General features: G+C 42.6%; 10 protein-coding genes. 8 read left to right on the forward strand and 2 right to left on the reverse strand.

The features are described 5' to 3' along the window. Positions 1 to 3: 3 nt before the first annotated feature. The 6 genes from CDG62_RS03030 to CDG62_RS03055 all read left to right on the forward strand — a co-directional run bounded on the left by CDG62_RS03030 (position 4) and on the right by CDG62_RS03055 (position 16,855). On the forward strand, positions 4 to 2,661 hold the full coding sequence (locus tag CDG62_RS03030; RefSeq protein ID WP_087526597.1) for a DUF11 domain-containing protein: 2,658 nt from the start codon (positions 4 to 6) through the stop codon (positions 2,659 to 2,661). Continuing rightward, the gene (locus tag CDG62_RS03035; protein WP_087526598.1) at positions 2,648 to 6,451 is read left to right on the forward strand and encodes a DUF11 domain-containing protein; all 3,804 of its coding nucleotides are present in this window, start codon (positions 2,648 to 2,650) and stop codon (positions 6,449 to 6,451) included. The genes CDG62_RS03030 and CDG62_RS03035 overlap by 14 nt, the downstream gene beginning before the upstream one ends. A gap of 502 nt (positions 6,452 to 6,953) precedes the next feature. After that, positions 6,954 to 7,448, forward strand: coding sequence for a hypothetical protein (locus tag CDG62_RS03040; RefSeq protein ID WP_004978444.1), 495 nt, complete (start codon positions 6,954 to 6,956; stop codon positions 7,446 to 7,448). Between the two features lie 46 nt (positions 7,449 to 7,494). Beyond that, positions 7,495 to 10,197: a DUF11 domain-containing protein gene (locus tag CDG62_RS03045; protein ID WP_087526599.1), complete on the forward strand. Its 2,703-nt coding sequence runs from the start codon at positions 7,495 to 7,497 to the stop codon at positions 10,195 to 10,197. Between the two features lie 92 nt (positions 10,198 to 10,289). Next, positions 10,290 to 16,304, forward strand: a complete 6,015-nt coding sequence (locus CDG62_RS03050) for an SdrD B-like domain-containing protein (RefSeq protein ID WP_228254417.1) — start codon at positions 10,290 to 10,292, stop codon at positions 16,302 to 16,304. Then, positions 16,304 to 16,855: a hypothetical protein gene (locus CDG62_RS03055; RefSeq protein ID WP_087526600.1), complete on the forward strand. Its 552-nt coding sequence runs from the start codon at positions 16,304 to 16,306 to the stop codon at positions 16,853 to 16,855. Before CDG62_RS03050 ends, CDG62_RS03055 begins: the two co-directional genes overlap by 1 nt. 86 nt (positions 16,856 to 16,941) lie before the next feature. Here the strand turns inward: CDG62_RS03055 and rsmB are convergent, their stop codons facing one another. Next, positions 16,942 to 18,246 (reverse strand): 16S rRNA (cytosine(967)-C(5))-methyltransferase RsmB, encoded by a 1,305-nt coding sequence (gene rsmB, locus CDG62_RS03060; RefSeq protein WP_087526601.1) that lies wholly within the window; start codon positions 18,244 to 18,246, stop codon positions 16,942 to 16,944. After that, positions 18,246 to 19,205, reverse strand: coding sequence for a methionyl-tRNA formyltransferase (fmt, locus tag CDG62_RS03065; RefSeq protein WP_087526602.1), 960 nt, complete (start codon positions 19,203 to 19,205; stop codon positions 18,246 to 18,248). Before fmt ends, rsmB begins: the two co-directional genes overlap by 1 nt. 471 nt (positions 19,206 to 19,676) lie before the next feature. On the opposite strand from fmt, the gene ilvD (CDG62_RS03070) reads away from it, so the two are divergent. After that, a complete protein-coding gene (gene ilvD, locus CDG62_RS03070; protein ID WP_087526603.1) occupies positions 19,677 to 21,506 on the forward strand; it encodes a dihydroxy-acid dehydratase in 1,830 nt (609 codons plus the stop codon). A 366-nt stretch (positions 21,507 to 21,872) separates the two neighbouring features. Beyond that, positions 21,873 to 23,558, forward strand: coding sequence for a dihydroxy-acid dehydratase (gene ilvD, locus CDG62_RS03075; protein WP_087526604.1), 1,686 nt, complete (start codon positions 21,873 to 21,875; stop codon positions 23,556 to 23,558). The last annotated feature ends 59 nt before the right edge of the window (positions 23,559 to 23,617 follow it).

Genomic DNA, 23,617 nt, shown 5'->3' on the forward strand with positions numbered 1-23,617 from the left:
AAAATGTTTGCAGAAAAGAAAATCATTCGAAATATGCGTATTGCCATGCTGAGCTTATTGGGGGCAACAGCATCGACTTGGGTTTTTGCTGATGCGCTGGTCATCAGTAACATGGCGGTGGGTGAATACAAAGAAGAAGGTTCTACTGTGGTTCAAGTGGCACGTTCCAATTTGGTTCAAACCACTGTTATTCCTGTGTATAACCTCAGTTTGAAAGATAACCGAACGGAATATGTACGTCCGGGGCAGGCTGTTTACTATCATCATGTTTTAACTAATACAGGGAACGAACGCGATCTTTATAACTTGGTGAGCAGTCAAATTGCAGGGGGCAGTTTTAACCATAGTAATATTGAAATTTATTTAGATGCCGATCGAAATGGTGTCGCTGATAGTAATACTCCAATTAGCCAATATGGCTTAAATGCTGGAGAGACAGTTGCACTGATTATTAAAGCCATCATCCCTTCAACAGCAGCCGTAAATAGCACCAGTCAGATTCAACTCACAGCGACCTCTACACAACAGCCGAGCCTGACTCAAAATAATATTGATACATCTCGCATCACGGATCAGGCAGTTTTAAACTTAACCAAAAGTTTTGATAAAACAATTGTAGTAAATGGGGATATCGCAACAGTCCGTTTAACCTATTTTAATAACGGCAATACCAGTGGTGTAGTGAATATCAGCGACCTGCTAGATACCACACAGTTGACCTATGTGACGGGAAATGAAAACTGGAATGGGCAAGCACTCAATGCTGCATCAAATAATGATGACCCGACAGGAATAAACTATTATCTGGATGCGGATGGTAAAACCATTCGTGCACAAATCACCAATGTGCCTGCGAATGCACAAGGTTATATTGAGTTCCGTGTTCGCGTGGCACGTACTGCACCAGGTGAGATCCCCAACTTTGCCAATATGGACTATGACCATGATGGGTTGTCTACTACAGCAAATTTAACCACGCAGTCAAACACCGCAGTATTAAACATTAAACCGATTTATGGGGTGGTGATTAATGCGGATGTAAATAGTGTGAGTGGTGCAGACTTACTGACTAAATCTGCTGTAAGTAGTGGTGGTACAGTTAGCTTTGAAAACTATGTCTGGAACACTGGAACAGCGGCAGATCGGTTCAATTTAAGTTTTGCTAGCCATAATTTACCGACAGGGAGTGTGCTGGAGTTCTATCGTGCAGATGGTGTTACGCCATTATTTGATAGCAATAATGACGGGATTGTTGATACGGGAACGCTAGATGCTGGTGCTAAGCTTCCGATAATTGTGAAAATTACGTTCCCACCAGACTATATTGATACAGCCAATACCACATATAACATTGTGCCTAAAGCACAGTCGATAACAGACAATACCAAAACAGATACGGTACAAGATCGGACCTCATTGATACAAAATGCGGCCTCTCGCTTAGTGGACTTGATCAATAGCCCTGAAACCACAGCAAATGGGACAGGAAATGGCAATGTGTCGAATGGCAGTTCGCCGTGGAAAACCTTGGCGGGGGTGAATAACCAAACGGTGGTGTTCCCGCTTACGGTACGCCATACGGGTCAAGCGACGAGTTATAACTTTAGTGCTGATGCTGATAACAATTTTGCGACGGTTGCTTTGCCAAGCGATGTTAGTTCTGTGCGCTATTTTGCTTCATCAACCATAGACTGCTCGGTACTTGGAGCAGAAATTACTTCAACGCGGTTATTGAATAATGGGGAGTCTCAGCTTTATTGTGCGGTTGTGGAAATTCGAGCAGACGCAAAAAGCACAACTCAGCCGATTCCAATTTATTTTAAAGTGGCTTCTTCTAGTTTGCCTACCTCAGCACCAAACAATGGCTATGATGTAATTCAAAATGCCATTACGATTAACTCGAATGCGAGTCAAGGTGGTGTGAGTTTAGAACCTGATTTGCGTGGGCAAATCGCACCAGGTGGCAGTATTGTGTATACCCACACATTAAAGCCGTGGGGAACATCTGCATTGTCCGCAACGGATAATTTCAGTGTTGCCAATGATCGAATTGGCTTTACCACAACCCTTTATTATGATGCCAATAACGATGGGCAGTTAGATGCGTCCGATCCGATCATTCAAAATTTATCGGTTGTGAGTGCTGCAATTCTCAGCAGTAAAGCACAGCTTCGTATCTTTAATAAAGTGGAAAATACCGCGTATAACACTGTTGGAGTCGTGAATACTTCCATCATTAGCCTAAAAAATAGTGCTGGTACGATATTGGATACGGCAACAGATATTACAACCATAACCAGTGCACCAGTCCGTTTGAGCAAGTTACAAGCCAAAGATAATAATTGCGATGGTGTCGCGGATACGGCGTATACCTCAAATGTGTTACCGATTACACGTAATGCAGATGGTTCGGGGCAATGTGTTTTGTACCAATTGACAGTGAAGAACTTGGGGGCTTCGGCCATTGGGCGATTTAATTTTTATGATTACACGCCTGAGGCGATGGTGATGAGTAAAGCGCCAAGTTGTACAACGTGTGAAGTGGGTTCATTAACTGCACCAGCACTTGGACAGTCGGGTGCAATTAAGGGTTCAGTTGCTGCAATAAAAAGCAATGAAAGTCATAGCTTAGAGTTTGGGGTGAAATATGTGGGGAACTAAGTCAATGAAGCGCATTATTGCATTCTCAGCAAGTCTAGGTTTGGGGCTGATATTAAATTCGGTAGCAATTGCTGCTGTACCCACTTTGGAGATATCTTCTGCAAGTGGTACGGCTGGAACGGGGCCAACCACAGCGTCTCAAACAAATACATATTTATTTAATGCTGATAACCCAACGGCAAATACCTTTAGTCAAAGCTACTTTCCTAAAACAACAGTGACATACACACTTGAAAATCAGCAGTATCCAAATGGAAATAATAGCGGTCTCTTTTTTGGTGATAATACAGGTACAGCAGCTGAAAGAAGTATTTTTATTCCTATAGGTGATCAAGGTGCTCCCCGAGACAATGATTTTACCTCAAGTCGTCTAAATCCTTCTATGGGGACAGGAATTAGCATTACGAATAATTACGGCACACGTGTTGTTTTAAACTCGAGCATATTGGCAAGTAATGTTAGTCGAGTTACAAGTGGATTGGGAGTTTACTTTGGTGACGTAGTCGTAAATTTTAATAGACCAGTTAAAAATCCAGTCATTAATTTATCAGGCATGGGGGGAACTTTTGGTGGAGTTGGTATTACTGCTAATTTTAGGTTATCAAGTGCTCCATCTGGTACAACGATCAGACTACTTTCAGGAAGAAATTTAGTTATTTCTGGAAGTGATATCCGAAATAATGCAGGTAGTTATGGAGCAACAACGGGCAGTGGTGGTGCCAGTGGAAGTGTGCAAGTTGAAAATTCGAATACGATAACATCATTAAGGTTCGGGGTTTATCTTGCTTCTGATGCAAGTTCTGGGGTTGGTTGGGGGAGTTCTGGCGATGCTTTTGTTTTTAGTGCAGCTAGCGTTGACTCTATGGTTGGCGATTTGGTTGTTTCTAAAACGAATAATGTAACCCAAGTCTATTCAGGTGGGACAACCACTTATACCGTACGTGTCTCGAATAACGGCCCTGACACTTATACTGGAACATTACTTAAGGATGTGGTCGGTACAGGATTAACGGCGATAGCTGTATCTTGTAGTACAGTTGCCAATAATAAATGTACTACAGCTCCAGCTTTAAGCAGTTTGGCTTCTATTGACACAGGGAGTTTAGCCTCTGGCGAATTCTACGAAATTTTAGTTACAGCACGTGTGGATGCTACAGTGGGCAGTACTGTGTCAAATACAGCGACAGTAGAAGTGCCTACATTAGGTTCCTCTACAGGAGCTAGTTGTACGGCTTTAAATAGTGGAGGTATTACACGTTCATTTAACCAAACCACTGGTGCTTGCACAACAACAGATCAAGACACGGTATTGGCATCGGCAGATTTGGAAGTCTCGAAAACTTCTGATAAAACGATATACAATACAGGTGATGTCGTGAAATATACGATTAAGGCTTGGAATAATGGTGGTGTTGCGGTTACCGATGCAACATTAACGGATTTAGTTCCTACAAATATTTCGAGTTTAAGTTGGACATGTGCCAAATATGGGACGGCAGTATGCCCAACAACTGCAAATATGGTGACTTCAGAAAGCAGCAACAGTCTCAGCGCAACTGGGTTAAACCTTCCTGCCAATGGAAAAGATGTCAATTATTTAGAGTTCATTATAACGGGCCTAGCTTATAAAGCAGGTTCAGTTGCCAATACTGCATCTATTTCTACTAGTGTTTTTGATCGAAACTCTGCTAATAATAGTGCCACAGCAAACATGACGATTACACAGAATACGCCAATTACTACTGGAAGTTCGCAAAATCAGTGTTCAGCGAGTCAAGCGGTAAATCTTGTTTCTGATATGACTTTTAGAAAATATGATGCCGACAATACTTTGGCAGCTTTTGATAATAATTTAAAAACAGCGGGGAGTAGTCCAACAGTACTTCCGAATAGCGTCATGTATGGCACGGGAGCAAATGGTGCTTTGCAAGTGCGAGGGCGGCTGAGTTGGTCCTATGGTTACCCGCGCAGTAACACAACAGGGGCGACCATTCGTGTCTTGGTAGATGGAATAGCTTATGCTGTGCTGATTACTCCAGGTAAAAGTTCAAATACAACAGCGTCATTCAATTCCTTAAATGGTGCTCAAGTTTCACAATCAGATTATTCATTAACTTCATATCAAACAGATCCAGGAAGTATTAATTTTACGATTACACTACCTACTTCTGTAACGAGTATCAAAGTTGTACGTACCGAATTCCAGAGTTATGCGGGTTCGGGTGTAGCAGGTGATGATATTGGTATTGGTTTAAATGACGTGAATGCGTGTTTAAAGCCAACGTTCCAAATGAACAAAGTATCTGAAAATGGCACCGATAGCTTTAACTTTAACGCGTTCTCAAATTTGACAAATAACAACGCTGAAACCATTACTAGCGGTGAAGTGGTCACGACGGTTATTGGTGCTGCGCAATCTGTGCGTTTGAAAACCAGTACATCGCTTATAGAGCAAGGTGCAACAGTAGTTTACGCAATACCAAACACCGCGATTAGCTTTACTGAGTCTGCTTCAACTTTATATTCTCTTAAAAGCATTGAATGCACAGATACTAATGCTTCAATTTCAGGGAACGGCACGGGGAATTTGGGTGGTGTAAATGGTATGACTCAAACCATTCCTGCAGCCAATGTGAAATTTGCATCCAAGCTTGTATGCCGCGTAACGAATAGTAAAAAAGCCGGCTATGTATTCTCTGGACGAGTCTTTAATGATAACGGTGGTACATCTTCAGATATTTCAAAGGCATATAACGGAAGCGTAGATGTTGGTGAACTAGGTATTGCTGGCAGTGTAGTTGAACTCCAAGATTGTTCAACTCAGGCAGTCTTAGCATCGGCAACATCCAATGCTAATGGTGATTTTAGAATACAGACTTTACAGGATGTCTTCTCTGGGCGCAGTAATGTCTGTCTCGTGCAACGTAATGTGACAGGCTATGATTCAGTAAGTTCTGCAAAAGCAAGCACGGTCACAGCGACCGTTGATAGTAGCAATGATCAGTTCACTATTCCCAAAGCGAATAATGTCACGAGTTATGAGGGATTCTTATTTGGTGATGCTGAGTTGCAATTGATCTTAAGCCAAAATGGACAAAAAACTATTGTAGCTGGAGATGTGGTGGATTATCCACATGAGTTGACAGCTAAAAGTGTGATGAATGTGCTCAATTTAACGGAAAGCAAAGAGCAGCAACCTGCAAATAATCAGCCTTGGCAAAGTTTAGTTTATGTGGATAGCAACTGTAATGCACAGTTAGATCAAGGGGAGAGTTTACTGTCGAGTCGCACCATCAAAGCCAATGAAAAAGTCTGTTTAATTCAGAGAGTGGTTTCACCAACCACAGCGCAAGGTGGTGATCGGTTTATTGCGAGCTTTAAGGTCAATGGAAAAGGAACTTATAGCGCTGCTACGGCAAAAGAAAGTAATAGTGTGAATGACATTACGACTATTGGGACAGCAGGTTTAAACATCAGTAAGTTGGTTCGAAAAACATCTACATGTCCTGCACCTAGCAATAATACGACGCCATTTACTGTGTCAAACCAAGCTGCGAAAGGAGATTATTTGGAATATCAAATCACCTATACCAATAACTCAAACAAAAACTTAGTTGATGTTGTTTTAAAAGATAGTGTTCCCGTGGGTACAGTTTATGGAACGATGTCATGTACAGCTACAGGTTGTCAAACTGAGGCAAATGCAGGGCAGTTGAAATGGACAATACCTGGTGTCTTGGCACCGAAACAAAAGGGACAGGTAGGTTTCTGTGTACGCATTCCCGATTAGTTAATTTTTGATATGGCAAACCCCTTCTGGGATTTACAAGAAGGGGTTTTTTATTGCTCATTTTTATAAATGGGAGATGTAGTTTTTTTATGTATTTACTTGAAAAATATATTAAATGATAAGCGTGGATTGAATAATTTAAAGACAGTTATAGTCCCTATTTTTCCCAGATAGTTCTCTCAGAAAAATAACATTTAGGACTTTTAAAGAGCATTAAAATTTTTTTTAGGAATTATCATTTTTGGTAGTTTTTACAAATGTTTCATTATGTAATTTTAACTTAAGTTTAAAATATATTATATATCAGCATCTTAATTTATTTTGTGTGATTTATTGTATCTAATGAAAATCACCTAAGGTGAACTAGTTAACATTTTTTTTAAATAATGTATGGTTGTTTGTGTGATTTTTGTTTAATATTGCTTTGAGATTTGTTGCATTAATTTATAAAAAAGTGATTAGTGTCACAAAAAAATCGCATTGGTTCGCAGTGGATAAAATCATGTTAAACAAAAATTCTATGCTGAAAAAAATGACAATTAGTTTGATGTTTGTTGGGGTTGCTGCCAGTGCGATGGTGGCAACTGCAGCGACCAATAATGAGCCTGTCTCTGTTCAGCTTAAAGCGTTTAAAAAAGTTGTAGACAATAAGGGGAATGCGCAATTCAAAGCTGCAGACTCAATTAAACCGCAGGATGTGATTGAGTATCGTGCGACTTATACCAACAACACCACAGGTAATATCAAAAGCTTAAAGGCGACATTACCGATTCCAGCCGATACCCAATATTTGGGTGCAAGTTTGCCTTCTGGTGCACTGGGAAGCACGGATGGTGTCAACTTTGCAGCAATGCCATTAAAGAAAAAAGTAGATGGCAAGTTGGTCAATATTCCATTGAAAGAATACCGTGCTTTACAGTGGCAGATTGCAGAGTTACCAGCGAAAAAGTCCGTAACGGTTAGTGCTCAAGCCAAAGTAAATACTTCAAACGATTAATTTCTAAATTTTACACACATCATTCCGATGGAGTCGGGGGACTTTCATGTCTATGAATTTGAAAACAACAAAGCGAAATAACCTTTATTTGTCAATTGCGACAGTCTTAGGTGGGTTTGCTTTCTTTGCTACAGGCACCACATATGCGGCTGCGCCAGCTGCAGGTACGAATATTAGTAACATTGCAACAGCATCGTATGTGGATGGTACGTCGACTACACGTACTGTCACTTCGAATGAAGTCAAAACGACTGTTTTACAAGTGGGCAGTTTCACACTTGAACAAGACCGTAGTGCGACTGCGAATCCGAACGGTGTAGTGACCCTATCACACGTCTTGACCAATACGGGTAATGGAACAGATAAGTTCACATTAAGTTTGGCAAACATCGCTGGTGATGCATTTGATTTCTCAAATATTGCGATTTATTTAGATGCGAACAAAGACGGTGTGCCTGATAACAACACCAATTTAATGGGACAAGTTATTACTTTAAATGCGGGTGAGTCTGCAGGTTTAGTTGTTGTGGGTACAACGGCATCAACAGCTCAGGCAAATGACTTGGGTAAATTGACTTTATCAGCAGAGAGTACGTTCATCGGTTCAAGTGATATCAAAGTTAACACGGATACAGTGAAAATCGTGGGCGGCGCAGTGATTCAAGTCACGAAATCTGCCAATGTTACTGCTGTAACTCGTGGTGATACGGTGACTTATGAGTTGACCTATAAAAATACAGGTAATGCTGACGCAACAAATTTAACCATTGAAGATATCCTGCCAGCAGGTGTGACGTACGTTGCGGGGTCTGCGCGTTGGAGTGGTCAAACAGCGGCATTGACAGATGCTACTGGTGACGAAACAGCAGCGAAGTACGAATTTACCAATGGTAAAGCGCAGTTGGTATTGGCATCAGTACCACGTAACAGCACAGGAAAATTAACTTTCCAAGTAACAGTCAACGCAAGCGCACCAGCCGGTAAAATTACCAACATTGCAACATTTGACCCGGATGGTCCAGGTACAGAAAGTCCTCAACCTACTAACCCGTATGATGTCACAGTTCAGTCGACTTATATTGGTACGATCAATGATTTAGCAACAGACCCTTACTCAGATGCTGAAGTCGCGGGTTCTAAAGATGACTTAATCTCTACCACTGCTGTTCAAGGTTCACCTATCTTATTTGGTGCTTCAAGCTCAACTGAAGATATTTGGATTCATAACCTAGGTAATGTGACTGAGACATATAACATTAAAGTCGATAAATCTAAGTTACCAGCAGGTTCTATTGTTGAATTGTTAAAGTCGGATGGTAATACACCATTAACGGATACCAATGGTGACGCAAGTGTAGATAGTGGTCCATTGGCTTCTGGTGGTCATCTTGAAATTTCTGCACGTATTACTTTGCCAAATGGGTATACAGGGCCGATTACAGCTCCTGGCCTAGATACGATCTTAACCATTACACCTGTACATGGAACTCTATCAGATAAGATCACTTTACGTATTACTGACATCACTACTTCTAAAGTCGATTTGAGTAATGGTAAGGGTAATAAAGACTATATAGAGAATGATACTGCACTTACAGGTGAAGGCGCATATGTTGCGGCTAATATTGTAACGACAGTAACGACTAAACCTGGTGTTGCAGGGACATTCCCGATAGCTGTGACCAATGGTGGTTCAACTGCAGACAACTATAACTTTGGTACAGATCAACCATTACCATCAGGTTGGACCGTTGAGTACTTTGTTGCTGACGCAACTGGTGTGTGTTCTTCAACTAAAGTGACCAACACAGGTGCAATTCAGCCAAATGCAACGGCTTATTTCTGTGCAAAAGTGACGCCTTCTGCAAATGCAACGCCTGCAAATAGCCAAGATATTGTCTTCACGATTAATTCTCCTGCAACTGGCTTAACTGACAAGATGAAAGATCGTCTTGTTGTAGAAGCTGTTCGTGGACTGTCGTTCTTAGCTGATCAACAAGGTCAGGTCGCTCCAGGCGGTACGATTGTTTATAAGCATACTTTGACCAACAACGGTAACGTTGTAGAAGGTGTGACAGGGGGAAGTACACTTCCATTTGCAATCACGCATGACCCATCAAATAGTGGCTTTGTAACCTCAGTTTATGTGGACAAAAACAATAATGGTGTTGCTGACGCGAATGAGTTGGTTACTGGCACTGATCTTAATGCGTGGCTAACAGCGACGAATGGTGAAGATGGTCTTTCGCCAAATGAAAGTGTAAGTATCTTGGTGAAGGTTGAAGCTCCTAGTAATGCAACTGCAGGTCAGGCCGATCTATCTATTGTAACCATCACTCCGACAGGTGACTTGAACAGTATTGCTGCCCCAGCTGCTGTCACTGTAACTGATAAAACTACAGTGAACATTGGTCAAGTCCGTTTGGAAAAATTACAAGCGCTAGACGCTGATTGTAATGGCGCTGAAGAAGGGAACTTCGGAACATCGACGCTTCAAGCAAAACCAGGTGCTTGTATCATTTACCAAATTAAGGCGGTAAATGATGGTAACCAAGCAGTAACTAAAGTTGTGATCACGGATGCTGTGCCAAGTTATACCACTTTAGGTACAACACCAGCAGCTGCACTAGATCCTGCATCAAAAGGTACGGTATCGAATACAGCAAACAATTTGAAATCAACTGAGTTTGCTTTAGCACCTTCTGAAACGGTCACAATGAAGTTCAGCGTTAAGGTCGATGGACAATAATTAAGTCATAACATTAATAACTATTTTTGTGGATAGGCATTGTCAAAATGCCTATCCCTTAACCTTGTTTTACTTGGTATTGGGGTATTTTCGTGATTAAACGAGTTCAGCCGCTATATAATCATAAGATCAAGCTCATTTTCTCAAGCTTAGCAACCGCTATGGCTTTGGTAAATCATGCTTATGCTATGATGCCTGCTGCTGGGCAAAATATCACCAATACTGCATATGCAAGTTTTGTACAAAAGGACGGTTTGATTGGTCAGGCCGTTTCCAATACTGTTCAAGTCACGATTAATCCCTTATATGTCATTAGTTTAACTTCACCAGCTCGTCAGGAAATTAATGCGGGTGCAAAAGTTATTTGGTTAAACACTTTAACCAATCACAGTAATACACAAGCCGATATTGCAATTGATAAAAATTCGGTTCCAGAATTATCCAATATAAAAATTTATGTCGACAGTAATCAAAATGGCGAGTTTGATCGTTCAGACTTATTGGTGACAGGGCATTTGAGTTTAGAAAGTGGTCAAAAAGTTGACCTATGGGTCATCGCTGATTCATCGAGCTCTTTAAATGATAGTCAACAAGTTGATTTACCACTTCGTGCATATGTTATTCAAGATCCAGCAGCTATTGCAGATGCTGTTAATGGCTTAATTAGTTTTTTACCTCAGTTAACGGCAACCAAAGCTGTCGATAAAAGTAGTTTCGAACCAAAAGCTGGTCAGTCTTACGATTTAACTTATACCTTAAACGTAAAAAATACATCTACGCGTAATTCGGGTACTAAGCCAATTGAAGTGGATGGTCAAACCATTAATGCTGTGGTGTTATTGGACGAGTTACCAGCCAATACTACGTTTAAATCAGCAAAAGCAACTAACTCAAAAGCTTTAGTGCTATACCCATTAGGTCAAGATAAATTTACCCAGCAGATCCCGAACGATAAATCACTTATTAATACTTTAGTGGTGGCTTATCCGCAAGCGTTAGCAGCCAATGCGACTGAAACGGTCGAACTGGTTGTGACGATGAACTCGAATATTAACCATACTTCGGTTTCCAATGTGTTTAGTGTAGAGCACGGCCTAGTCTCAAATATTAAAAAGACGCTGTCGAATGAAGTGGTCACCACGGTGGGTGGGCGCTCTTCCATCACGAATAACAGCAAAGATTATTCTAATATTTTAGCGACTGGCAGTTTAACTAAGCCGTTGTATATTGCTGCAAATAGCGCCATGTGTAATGCCACGCGCAGCAGTGTAGATAAAGTTAAAATCAAAGTTCAATCGATGAAAACCGGTGATATTGAATATGTACAGGGTGTTGAAACAGGCATCAACACAGGCATATTCCGTTTTTCATTACCTACGCAGGAGTCTGCGACAGCAAAACAGAATGATCAAATTCTACAAACGATTAAGCGCGATCAAGTGGTTGTTAGCTTAACGGATTGCTTGGATGAAAATGGGAACTCCACAACCAGTATCAGTGATGTGGACACCAATGTACTCATTGATCCATATGGCGTGGTTTTTGATGCCAAAACCAATCAACCTGTTGCGGGTGCAACCGTGACGCTATTGGATGCCAATGGTAAACCTGCTGAAAATGTTGCTTATAAACTAGATGAAACCACAGGGGACAAAGTTGTTATTCCTGCAAAGCAGGTCACCAATAGTGATGGTGAGTTTATTTACCCTTATGTCGAAAACGGTACTTATAGCTTATATATCGACACCTCTACGATTGCAGGTGGAACCCGCTATAAATTTACCAGTGATAAAACCATTTATAATAATTTTGATCAGCGTGTGGTTGATGCGTCATGGTCTTATGGCGGAAACTTCACTTTAAAAACAGGTGATGCTGCACTTAATATTGATATCCCAATCGACCCAGTTGATATTGTGACGCCAATCAATGACAAATTGGTCATTAAAAAAGAAGTGGTGGGCGATAAAACAGCTGAGATTGGTGACTTTAAAGATTATATGGTGACGGTTGCCAATATGGGTGATTCAACACTGTATGACGTCAATATGAAAGATACTTTGCCACGTGGCTTTGTGTATGTGTCAGGCACTACACGGGTCAATGGTCAAAAGAGTAACGACCCTCAGGGTGGCAAAGGTCCTTATTTAACTTTAGGCTTAGGGACACTGACACCGAAACAAGAAGCGAAAGTTCAATACCGTGTGTATGTCGGGCCAAATGCTTTAAGTGGCGATGGGATTAACCGCGTTTATGCGCAGGACAATAAAAATACCACATCAAATGAAGCGCAAGCGGCAGTCAAAGTGACACCGGGAGTATTTAGTCCAGATGGTTTTGTGGTGGGTAAAGTCTTTACCGACTGTAACCGCAATGGGGTACAAGATGCAGGTGAGCTGGGCGTACCAGGCGTTCGTATTTACATGGAAGATGGGAACTTTGTGGTCACTGACCGTGAAGGGAAATATAACTTCTATGGCATTAAACCCATTACGCATGTGCTAAAAGTTGACAATACTACTTTACCAAATAATGCCGAATTGGTACTGATTAGTAACCGTCAAGCGGGTGATCCAGCCAGCCGATTTGTGGACCTAAAACGTGGTGAATTGCACCGTGCCGATTTCGCGATTGCAGATACCGCAGGCGAATGTAGTCAAGCTTTGGCCACACAAATTGATGCACGCCGTAGTAAAATAGATGCGCAACTGGATGCACTTGAACAAACCTTACGTCAGGACTTAACGGTAGATCCACTGAGCAGTTATGTGACTGATGTTCAAGGTCAGCCAGCAAGTGGTTGTATTAGTGCTTCAGGGGCTTCGGCAAACTGTAATATTGAATATAAAAAAGAACAGATTAAAGAGGTTAAAACGGTTCAAGTTGAACCCGTTAAAACACCAACGATATTAGATTTAGAACAGGAACTACAACGTTCTGAGTCGAACCAACTTGCAATTTTGAACTTAAATGAACAGCAAGTACTACCTGCTCAACAAGCAACCATTCAGGTGAAAGGTGCTTTAGGAACTGACATCCGTTTATTTGTGAATGATGAGCAAATTTCTGAAAAACGTATTGGTAAAAAAGCAGCTTATCAGGAGCATGGTGTTGCAGGTTTAGACTTTATTGGTGTGCCGTTGCTTGCAGGTAAAAATACAGTCGCAGTTCGCCAGTACGACAGCTTTGGCAATTTACGTGACCAACAGCAAGTGACAGTGATCGCACCTGATGCGATGAGTCAATTGGCTACGCAGCCTGTTGAACAAGTGGTGTATGCCAATGGCAAAGACGTTTATCAAGTTGTTGTTAAGGTGCTTGACCGTAATGGTACGGCTGTTGCAACACGTACCCCTATCACGATAGAAACATCGGTGGGAACGATTCAACTCAAAGATTTAGATCCAGATAAACCGGGTATTCAAGTTTTTGCTGAAGGTGGCTCACTGGTTATCCCAGTTCTTGCACCATTAGAAGCGGGTTCAGGTGTGCTACGTATTCGTAGTGGTATTTATGAGCAGACTGTTCCAGTTCACTTTTTAGCAGAATTACGACCAATGTTGGTTGCGGGGATTATCGAAGGTTCATTTGCATTGAACAAATTTGACCCAAAAAATTTATCGCAAAGCTCAACACAAGATGGCTTCGAAGAAGAACTGAATGATTTGTCCAGTTCAGGCGATGGTGAAACTGCGATTCGTGGTCGTGCAGCCTTGTTCCTGAAAGGCAAGGTACGTGGGGATTATTTACTGACTTTGGCTTATGACTCAAGTAAAGAAAATAATCAGCGTCTATTCCGTGATATTCGCCCAGATGAATATTACCCCGTGTATGGTGATGCATCGGCAAAAGGGTTTGATGCGCAGTCCACCAGTAAACTGTATGTACGCGTGGATAAGGGCCGTTCTTATGCCATGTATGGGGACTATGTTACACGTACTGAAAATGACGAAGGGCTTTCATTGGGGCAATACAGCCGTTCATTGACAGGTCTAAAGTCAACTGTTGAAGGGGATCGTTACCAAGTTTCGGGCTTCGCAGCACGAACCAATGCAACGCAAATCGTGAATGAATTACGTGCAATGGGGGTTTCTGGCCCATATTCTTTAGGTATCGATACTGACGATATTTTAGAAAATAGTGAAAAGGTGGAAGTGATTGTTCGTGATCGTAACAATCCAGGTTTGATTATTGCGCAGCGTACTTTAAATCGCTTCAGCGACTACCAAGTAGATACCTATACCAACAGTATTTACCTGACCTCACCATTGAGCAGTATTGATGAAAACCTGAATCCTGTTTATCTACGGATTACGGTAGAGTCGGATCAAGGGGGACAGGAATATACCGTTGCTGGTGTGAATGGCCGTTATAAGCTCAATGATAAAGTGACAGTGGGTGGTTCTTATGTGCAAAATGATGATCCAATGGATCAAGAGAAAATTGCCAGTGCTAATACCGTCATTCATTGGAACGATAAGACCAAACTGATTGCAGAATATGCATATTCTGACCACGATGCCCTGAACCTTGACCAATTGACTGATGTGAATGCATCAAATAGTACAGACACCTCGGGTGATGGCACAGCAGCACGTGTTGAATTGGAATACAAAAATGACAAGGTCGATTTACGTGCTTACCATCAACAAGCAGATGAAGGTTTCCGTAATGCAGCGTCTTCAATCAGTTCAGGGCGCAAAGAAAGTGCAGTCAAACTGAATGCACGTTTAGATCAGTTTGGTATTTTACGTGTTGAAGCGGTCAGAACTGAAGATAGCGTGAATGAAGGTGTTCGCCATGGCGTGAGCGCTTCGATTGAGAAAGCGATTAACCGTATTGTAAGTTTAGAGCTGGGTGCACGTTATTATAATGAGTCAGCCAATGCAGCCAGTGCTTCCACCCAGAATGTTGAAACGCCATATGATGGCACCACTGTGCGCGCTAAATTAAAAACTGCACTTCCTTTTGATGGTTCAAGTGCTTTCCTTGAATATGAACAAGACATCGCGGATAGTGACCGCCGTGTATTTGCTGTAGGTGGTGATGCACAAGTTTATAAAAATATTCATGCCTATGCGCGCCATGAGTTCATTTCAAGTATAGGCGGATTATATGAGCTGAACGACACGCAAAAACGTAATACGACCGTTTTTGGTTTAGACAGTGAATATATGCGTGATGGTTCAGTGTTTAGTGAATACCGTGTACGTGATGGTATGAGTGCTCGTGAAGCTGAAGCCGCGATGGGTGTGCGTAACCGTTGGCAACTTAAAGAGGGTCTATTCTTTAATACCAGTTTTGAAAAAGTAAAAGTCTTTGAAGGTGAAAATAAAGATTCACTAGAGTCCACTGCTGCGACTTTGGGCTTTGAACACCTTTCCAATCCACGTTGGAAAAATGTGGCACGTATAGAAGGGCGCTGGTCTAATCAAAGTGATAGCTATTTAAATACTTTAGGTACAGCGTACAAGTATTCAGACGAAGTGACTTTATTGGCTAAAAATGTCTTGAATATTACGGACAATAAGTCTGCAGATTCTGGTGATCGCGTGATTGACCGTGTTCAGCTCGGTGCAGCATATCGTGATTTGGCAACCAATCGTTTTGACTCCTTGAGCAAAATTGAATATCGCTACGAGAAAAATGAAACAAGTCTGAATGATCCATATGAGCGCAATGTTTACATCATGTCTCATCATATGAATTATCATCCAACACGTTCGGTACATGTATCAGGGCAATATGCGGTTAAATATTTGGATGAAACCTATGATTTATTGCAAACCAGTGGTATGACTCAAATGCTCAACAGCCGTTTTATGTACGACATTAATGAGCGTTGGGATGCAGGGGTGAATGCTGGCGTGATGTGGAACAGTGTTTCGGATGGAACCAAGTTGATGGCAGGGGTTGAAGTGGGTTATCTACTAGCCTCAAACCTTTGGGTTTCAGGTGGATATAACTTTGTAGGTTATCAAGATAAAGATCTGATCGATAGTGATACAACGATGGATGGTGCATATTTCCGTTTCCGCTTCAAATTTGACGAAAACTTATTTAACAAAAATAAGCCTTCAGTCAATAAAGCCTTGGAGCCTAAATAATGTTGAAACACCATACTAAACATGTGTTGTCGCTTCTGGCTTTAGGTACTGTAGTGGCGCATGCTACAGAGGGTCCTGTTAGTTCAAGTTATCGAGTTTCGCAGCAACAGGTGCATGAGCAATTACACACTGCATTTGAGCGAGCGACGGACGTACGGGACAAGTACCAATTAGAAAAAGCACGAACATGGCTGAGTTATGCTGACCATGAATATAGTGAAAAAGCGAAGCGTCAAAATATTGATCTGATCTATCAGCAGGTCTTAGACATTGTATATGCGGATCAGCGTGCAACGTTAAGTGTAGAAACACCAATACTACCGTTTTCCCAACTGATGCGCCGTGACTTATGGACGCGTGTCGCAACCATAAAAACACAGACTGGATTTCAGTGTGCTTATAAAGAACTTGCACAAGCTGAAGTGAATTTGGTTTGGGCGGCTGCTGAATACCGTGAATTAGGTTGGCATCATTCGCGTGAGATTTTTGCTTCAGCAGAACGGTTGATGGATCAAGCCACTTATTTATCTGAAAACTGTGGCACACTTTAACTTAACGCAGTTCGCTTTTTAGAAAAATTGCAGTAACTGCAATCAGTACACACATGAAAAAAGGAGCCTTTCAGCTCCTTTAATTTTTAAATCTTTTCAATACGACAATAATAAAAACCATCGCCACGCCCTACCTGTGGGAGTAGTTGGCGACCATGAACCTGCTCAATCCCCCAATCGGCATCAATTTTAATTTCTTTGGCATCAGAATGCTGGGCAAAGAAGTCGACCATTTGCTGTTCATTTTCTGCTTTTAAAATCGAGCAGGTGATGTATAACAATGTGCCGCCCACTTTGAGCTGTTGCCACATATTTTCAAGAATTTGCTTTTGCAGCTGTACCGTTTTGGCAATATCACTCGACTGACGCAGTAAACGAATATCGGGATGGCGACGAATCACTCCAATGGCAGAACAGGGTGCATCGAGGACAATACAATCTGCCAGTTCAGGCGACGTCCATTTCACTGCATCGGCAGTGATAATTTCCACAGGCTCTTCGCTTAAAGCCAAACGCTCTAAGTTTTCAGACACACGTTTTAAACGTTTTTCATCTTGGTCGAGCGCAATCAGTTTTTTCGGCTGATACTTCTCTAAAATATGCGCTGTCTTGCCGCCAGGTGCTGCACAGGCATCAATGACGAATTTGCCGTTTAAGTCAGGTAACAAGGTTGCACAGAGTTGAGCATGTTCATCTTGTACTGAAAAACCACCTACTTCAAAACCCGGTAGGCTTGGGATATGTAGACTTTCATCCAGCACAATACCCACATTCGAAAGTTCACACGCGTGTGCTTCAATGCCTTCATCTTCTAAAATTTCAAGATATTCATCACGGCTAACTTGTAAGGTGTTAACGCGCAAGGTTAAGGGCGCAACTTGTTTCAGCTCATAGCTGATTTCAGCTAGTTGTTCACCCCAGTCCTTTTTCAAACGCTTCGCTAACCAACTTGGCAGATTCGAGGCTTGTTCGAGCACTTCATAGAACTGTTCAGTTTCACGTGTTGCACGGCGCAAAATAGCATTCACTACACCACTTAAGCTTTCCATACCCAATTGTTTGGCTGCTTCTACAGTTTCAGAAATTGCAGCATGCGCTGCAACACGGGTACACAGCAATTGGTATAAACCCACATATAAACAGGTTTCAACGACTTGATTTTCCAATGGCTTAGTCAACAACGGTAAAGTCACTTGTTTAAGCGCATGCCATTGGCGTAAACAGCCAAGAACTAATTCATGGTACAAGGCACGATCTTTGTCAGACACAATCGCCATGTGTTGCTGAAGCACCGACGCCAATGATTGACCATTTTGGACAGCCAACAATGTTTTAACAACCTGAGCACGTAAGTTTAGCGTCTTACCTGAGGCGTGGAGAGATTGTTTCATTATAAAATTTGTCCAATATTCAGTTTTTGGGTTTGTAAAATTTGTACGGCATTTAAGGGTTTACCGCCTGGCCATTGCAGAGAGCTTAAACACACCGCGTGTTCATCGCCACAAGCGACATGAACACCGTTTTTATCAATGGCTAAAATGGTGCCTACAGCTTGAGCTTGGGCATTTTCTTGAGACAACATCGAACCCCAAACGCGTAGATTATTGCTTTCATCCAGTGCGATAAATGCGACAGGCCATGGGTTAAATGCGCGAATATTGCGGTCGATTTGCACCGCTGTTGAAGTCCAATCAATTTGTGCTTCAGCTTTAGAGAGTTTGTGTGCATACACTGTCAGAGCTTCATCTTGCACTTCACGGTTATCTAAATAGTGCTGCAATGTGCTTTCAGAGGCTAAAACCTTGACCGTCGCTTCGGCCCCTTGTTGTGCCAATTTGTCATGCAAGCTTGCAGAGGTATCCGTGGCTTCAATTGGGCAGTAGGTTTTATACATCATATCGCCCGTATCCAAGCCTGCGGCCATTTTCATAATGGTGACCCCAGTTTCGGTATCTCCAGTAGAAATTGCACGTTGAATAGGTGCTGCACCCCGCCAGCGTGGTAACAGCGAACCGTGAATGTTTAAACAGCCATATTTAGGCGTATCCAGAACCACTTGCGGCAAAATCAGGCCATAAGCCGCCACTACCATGACATCTGCATTTAAGGCTTTCAATTCAGCCTGAGCCGCTAAACCTTCTTCAGTTGAGGACTTAAAATGCAGCGGTTGATACACAGGAATATTATGCGCTAAAGCCAACTGCTTCACGGCTGAAGCGGTAAGTTTCTGCCCACGACCTGCTTTACGGTCAGGTTGTGTATAGACGGCTACAATTTCATGTTCTGTTTTTAGGAGAGCGTCTAAGGCCACAGCCGCAAATTCGGGTGTGCCTGCAAAGATGATTTTCAAGAAATACTCGGAAAAAAGGAGAAGATTAAAACAATTATAGCAAAACTCGAGCAACTACAGATTTATCCTGCATAAAAAGCCGATAGAGCAGTTCTAACTGGATCATGTACGAGAGTTTTATTCAAAAAATAGTGAAAGGATCCTTAATGGCATATCGCTCAAAATTTGTATTTCATATAAATAAAACTCATGCAAAATTTAAAAATTATTCATAGAAGTTTTGTATTGCAAGGCGATTGAACGGGTTATAGTAGTTTCCATATGCAATTGAATGTCAGCTCATCGGTTAAAATGTAGCGCGCAAACATACTGCCGTCCGTATTTTAGGTCGAGATGCCTCAAAACGAGATTTACGCAGAATGTGAATATACTATGTTTAAATTTTTGACAGTTTGACACTCTCAGAACTCAGATTTTAGCCAGAGTGAATGTGGACATTCATCTCAAGCACAACTATGTTGGAAAAGTACAATGCCTGACTATCGTTCAAAAACATCAACACACGGAAGAAACATGGCGGGTGCGCGTGGCTTATGGCGCGCAACGGGGATGAAAGACGAAGACTTTGGTAAGCCGATTATTGCGGTAGTCAACTCATTCACTCAATTTGTACCGGGTCACGTTCATTTAAAAGACTTAGGTCAACTGGTGGCACGTCAAATTGAAGCTGTAGGTGGTGTGGCGAAAGAATTCAACACCATTGCCGTTGATGATGGGATTGCAATGGGACATGACGGCATGCTGTATTCATTGCCATCACGTGATTTGATTGCCGATTCAGTAGAATACATGGTCAATGCACACTGTGCCGATGCTATGGTCTGTATTTCAAACTGTGACAAAATTACACCAGGCATGTTGATGGCGTCTATGCGTCTGAATATTCCAGTGGTGTTTGTCTCTGGCGGTCCAATGGAAGCGGGTAAAGTGAAAATCCGTGGCAATGAACACGCGATTGACTTGGTCGATGCCATGATTGTGGCAGCAGATGACAGCTTCACCGATGAAGAAGTGGCTGAATACGAACGTTCTGCATGTCCAACTTGCGGTTCATGCTCAGGCATGTTCACCGCGAACTCAATGAACTGTTTAACCGAAGCTTTGGGTCTTTCACTTCCAGGTAATGGCTCAACTTTAGCGACACATGCAAATCGTAAAAAATTATTTGAAAAAGCAGGTCAATTGATCGTTGAGATCACTAAACGCCATTACGAACAAAACGATTACAGCTTATTACCACGTTCAATTGCCACCAAAGCCGCTTTTGAAAATGCCATGACCCTTGATATTTCAATGGGCGGTTCAACCAATACAGTTCTTCACTTGTTGGCGGCAGCGCATGAAGCAGACGTTGACTTTACCATGACTGATATTGATCGTTTATCACGTCAAGTACCTGTACTGTGTAAAGTTGCCCCTGCAAAACAAGATGTGCACATGGAAGATGTTCACCGTGCAGGCGGTATTATGTCAATCTTGGGTGAGTTGGACCGTGCTGGCTTGTTAGATACTTCTGTACCGACTGTACATGAAAAAACCTTAAAAGATGCGTTGGATAAATGGGACATCATCCGCACTGAAGACGAAGAGGTGTATCAGTTCTTCCGTTCAGCACCAGGTGGCGTACCAACACAAACCGCATTTTCACAAGACCGTTACTACTCGCGTTTGGATGGCGACCGTAACAACGGTGTGATTCGTAATGCTGAACATGCGTTCTCTCAAGATGGTGGTTTAGCTGTACTTTACGGCAACATCGCGTTGGATGGTTGTATTGTCAAAACAGCAGGCGTAGATGATTCAATCTTGAAATTCAACGGTACAGCGCGCGTATTTGAAAGCCAAGATGCTGCGGTAGAAGCGATTCTGGGTGGCAAAATCACCGCTGGTGATGTAGTGGTGATTCGTTATGAAGGTCCACGTGGTGGTCCAGGCATGCAAGAAATGTTGTATCCAACCAGCTATTTAAAATCGAAAGGTTTGGGTAAAGATTGTGCTTTACTCACTGATGGTCGTTTCTCTGGTGGGTCATCGGGTCTATCTATTGGTCACGTTTCGCCAGAAGCAGCTGAAGGTGGTGCGATTGGTTTGGTTGAAGATGGTGACCGTATCGAGATTGATATTCCAAACCGTAGCATTCACTTGGCCGTAGATGATGCAACCATGGCAGCGCGCCGTGAAGCACAAGAAGCCAAAGGCTGGCAGCCAGCTGAACCGCGTCCACGTAAAGTGTCTAAAGCATTAAAGGCGTATGCAATGCATACCACCAGTGCATCGAAAGGTGCAGTACGTGAAATTTAATCGCTAGTCTTTGAATGATTAAAAAGAGCACTCCATTTGGGGTGCTTTTTTATGGATGGATGAAAATAGCGCAGCCACATTTTACAGTACGATTTGCACTTTTATTGCATAGACGAGGTTTTACTTTTGACCGCATAAAGGTAACAAAACGCCTTTGTTTCCCTGATATGGCATCCTTGCCATACATTGAAACAGCGACATCCATATCGCTTCATCAGGTGACCTGATTTGGGTAAACAACAATAAATGGTTTCATGTAATACCCAGCGAGTCGCTTTCATGTGTAGCCTGCTTTCTATACAATAAAAACAGAAAAAATTGCCAAGACTGTAGAGCAATACGCAGCCATCGCTAAGGACAAATACAATGAGTAAAGACAATATCCGCGAACATTCAGCCCCTGTTTATGAGGGCATTGAAAATGCGCCTGCACGTTCCATGATGCGTGCAACAGGCTTTAAAGATTCCGACTTTACCCGTCCCTTTGTCGGTATTGCGTCTACGTGGGCCAATGTCACGCCGTGTAATATGCATATTAATGAACTGGCGCGTGAGGCTGAGAAAGGGGTCAATCAAGCTGGCGGCAAAGGCATTATTTTTAATACCATCACCATTTCAGATGGTATTTCTAACGGTACCGAAGGCATGAAGTATTCATTGCTGAGCCGTGAAATTATTGCTGATTCGATAGAAGCTGTGGTGGGGTGTCAAGCCTATGATGGGGTGATTGCCATTGGTGGTTGTGACAAAAATATGCCAGGTTGTATCATGGGCTTAGCCCGTTTAAACCGTCCAGGTTTGTTTGTCTATGGCGGGACAATCAAGCCGGGCGCAGGGCATACTGACATGATTTCAGTCTTTGAAGCTGTGGGTCAGCATGCCAAAGGTGAAATCAGTGCCATTCAAGTCAAACAGATTGAAGAAGTGGCACTGCCGGGGCCAGGTTCATGTGGTGGCATGTACACTGCAAATTCGATGGCTTCTGCGATTGAAGCTTTGGGCATGAGTTTGCCGGGCTCCTCTGCACAAGAAGCGGTTTCTGATGACAAGCGGATTGACTGTCAAAAGGCAGGCGAAGCAGTGATGAATTTGCTACGCTTGGACTTGAAGCCACGCGACATTATGACTAAGGCTGCATTTGAAAACTCGATTAAAGTGCTAATAGCCTTGGGTGGTTCGACCAATGGTGTGCTGCACTTACTGGCAATGGCACATACTGCTGGGGTTGAACTGAGTTTGGATGATTTTGTTCGTATCGGGCAAGATATTCCCGTAGTGGCAGATGTACGCCCATCTGGTAAATATTTGATGTCTGAGCTGATTGCGATTGGGGGAATTCAACCGTTGATGAAACGCATGCTGGATGCTGGCATGCTCGATGGTTCATGTTTAACGGTAACGGGCAAGACCTTGGCAGAAAATTTGGCGGAGGTGGAAGATTACCCTGAAGGCCAGCAGATTATTTTACCATTCGACGCGCCTATTAAAAAAGACTCTCACTTGGTGGTGCTTAAAGGTAACCTATCTCCAACAGGTGCTGTGGCTAAAATCACGGGTAAAGAAGGCCTGTACTTTGAAGGGCCCGCGCGTGTCTTTGAAGGTGAAATCGGTGCGATGCGCGGCATTTTAGACGGCGAAGTTCAAGCGGGTGAAGTGGTGGTGATTCGTGGAGAAGGGCCTAAAGGCGGACCGGGCATGCCAGAAATGCTGAAACCGACCTCAGCGATTATTGGTAAAGGTCTCGGTAAATCTGTGGCCCTGATCACGGATGGTCGTTTCTCTGGCGGCAGTCATGGTTTTGTCATTGGACATGTCACCCCAGAAGCCTATGAAGGTGGGCCAATTGGTTTAGTGCAAAATGGCGATAAAATCTCAATCAATGCAGAAACCCGCGAAATGACGTGGCATGTTTCGGCAGAAGAGATCGCCGCACGTCAAGTGGCTTGGGTGAAACCGCAGCCGAATTATCGTTATGGGGCCTTGGCCAAGTTTGCAAAACTGACCACTGGCGCAGAAAAAGGCGCGGTAACTGATCTAAATTTAGATGTCTAATTGATCATTTTGCTGTGAATTGATATAAACCCTTGTAGTACTTTCAAGGGTTTAATGTA

The sequence above is a fragment of the Acinetobacter sp. WCHA55 genome, from assembly GCF_002165305.2.
Taxonomy (GTDB): Bacteria; Pseudomonadota; Gammaproteobacteria; order Pseudomonadales; family Moraxellaceae; genus Acinetobacter.

What these genes read in the sequence shown, in the direction of transcription:
- CDG62_RS03030 (WP_087526597.1), top strand. Translation starts at nt 4, where the DNA reads ATGTTTGCAGAAAAGAAAATCATTCGAAATATGCGTATTGCCATGCTG.
- CDG62_RS03035 (WP_087526598.1), top strand. Translation starts at nt 2,648, where the DNA reads ATGTGGGGAACTAAGTCAATGAAGCGCATTATTGCATTCTCAGCAAGT.
- CDG62_RS03040 (WP_004978444.1), top strand. Translation starts at nt 6,954, where the DNA reads ATGTTAAACAAAAATTCTATGCTGAAAAAAATGACAATTAGTTTGATG.
- CDG62_RS03045 (WP_087526599.1), top strand. Translation starts at nt 7,495, where the DNA reads ATGTCTATGAATTTGAAAACAACAAAGCGAAATAACCTTTATTTGTCA.
- CDG62_RS03055 (WP_087526600.1), top strand. Translation starts at nt 16,304, where the DNA reads ATGTTGAAACACCATACTAAACATGTGTTGTCGCTTCTGGCTTTAGGT.
- rsmB (WP_087526601.1), bottom strand. Translation starts at nt 18,246, where the DNA reads ATGAAACAATCTCTCCACGCCTCAGGTAAGACGCTAAACTTACGTGCT.
- ilvD (WP_087526603.1), top strand. Translation starts at nt 19,677, where the DNA reads ATGCCTGACTATCGTTCAAAAACATCAACACACGGAAGAAACATGGCG.
- ilvD (WP_087526604.1), top strand. Translation starts at nt 21,873, where the DNA reads ATGAGTAAAGACAATATCCGCGAACATTCAGCCCCTGTTTATGAGGGC.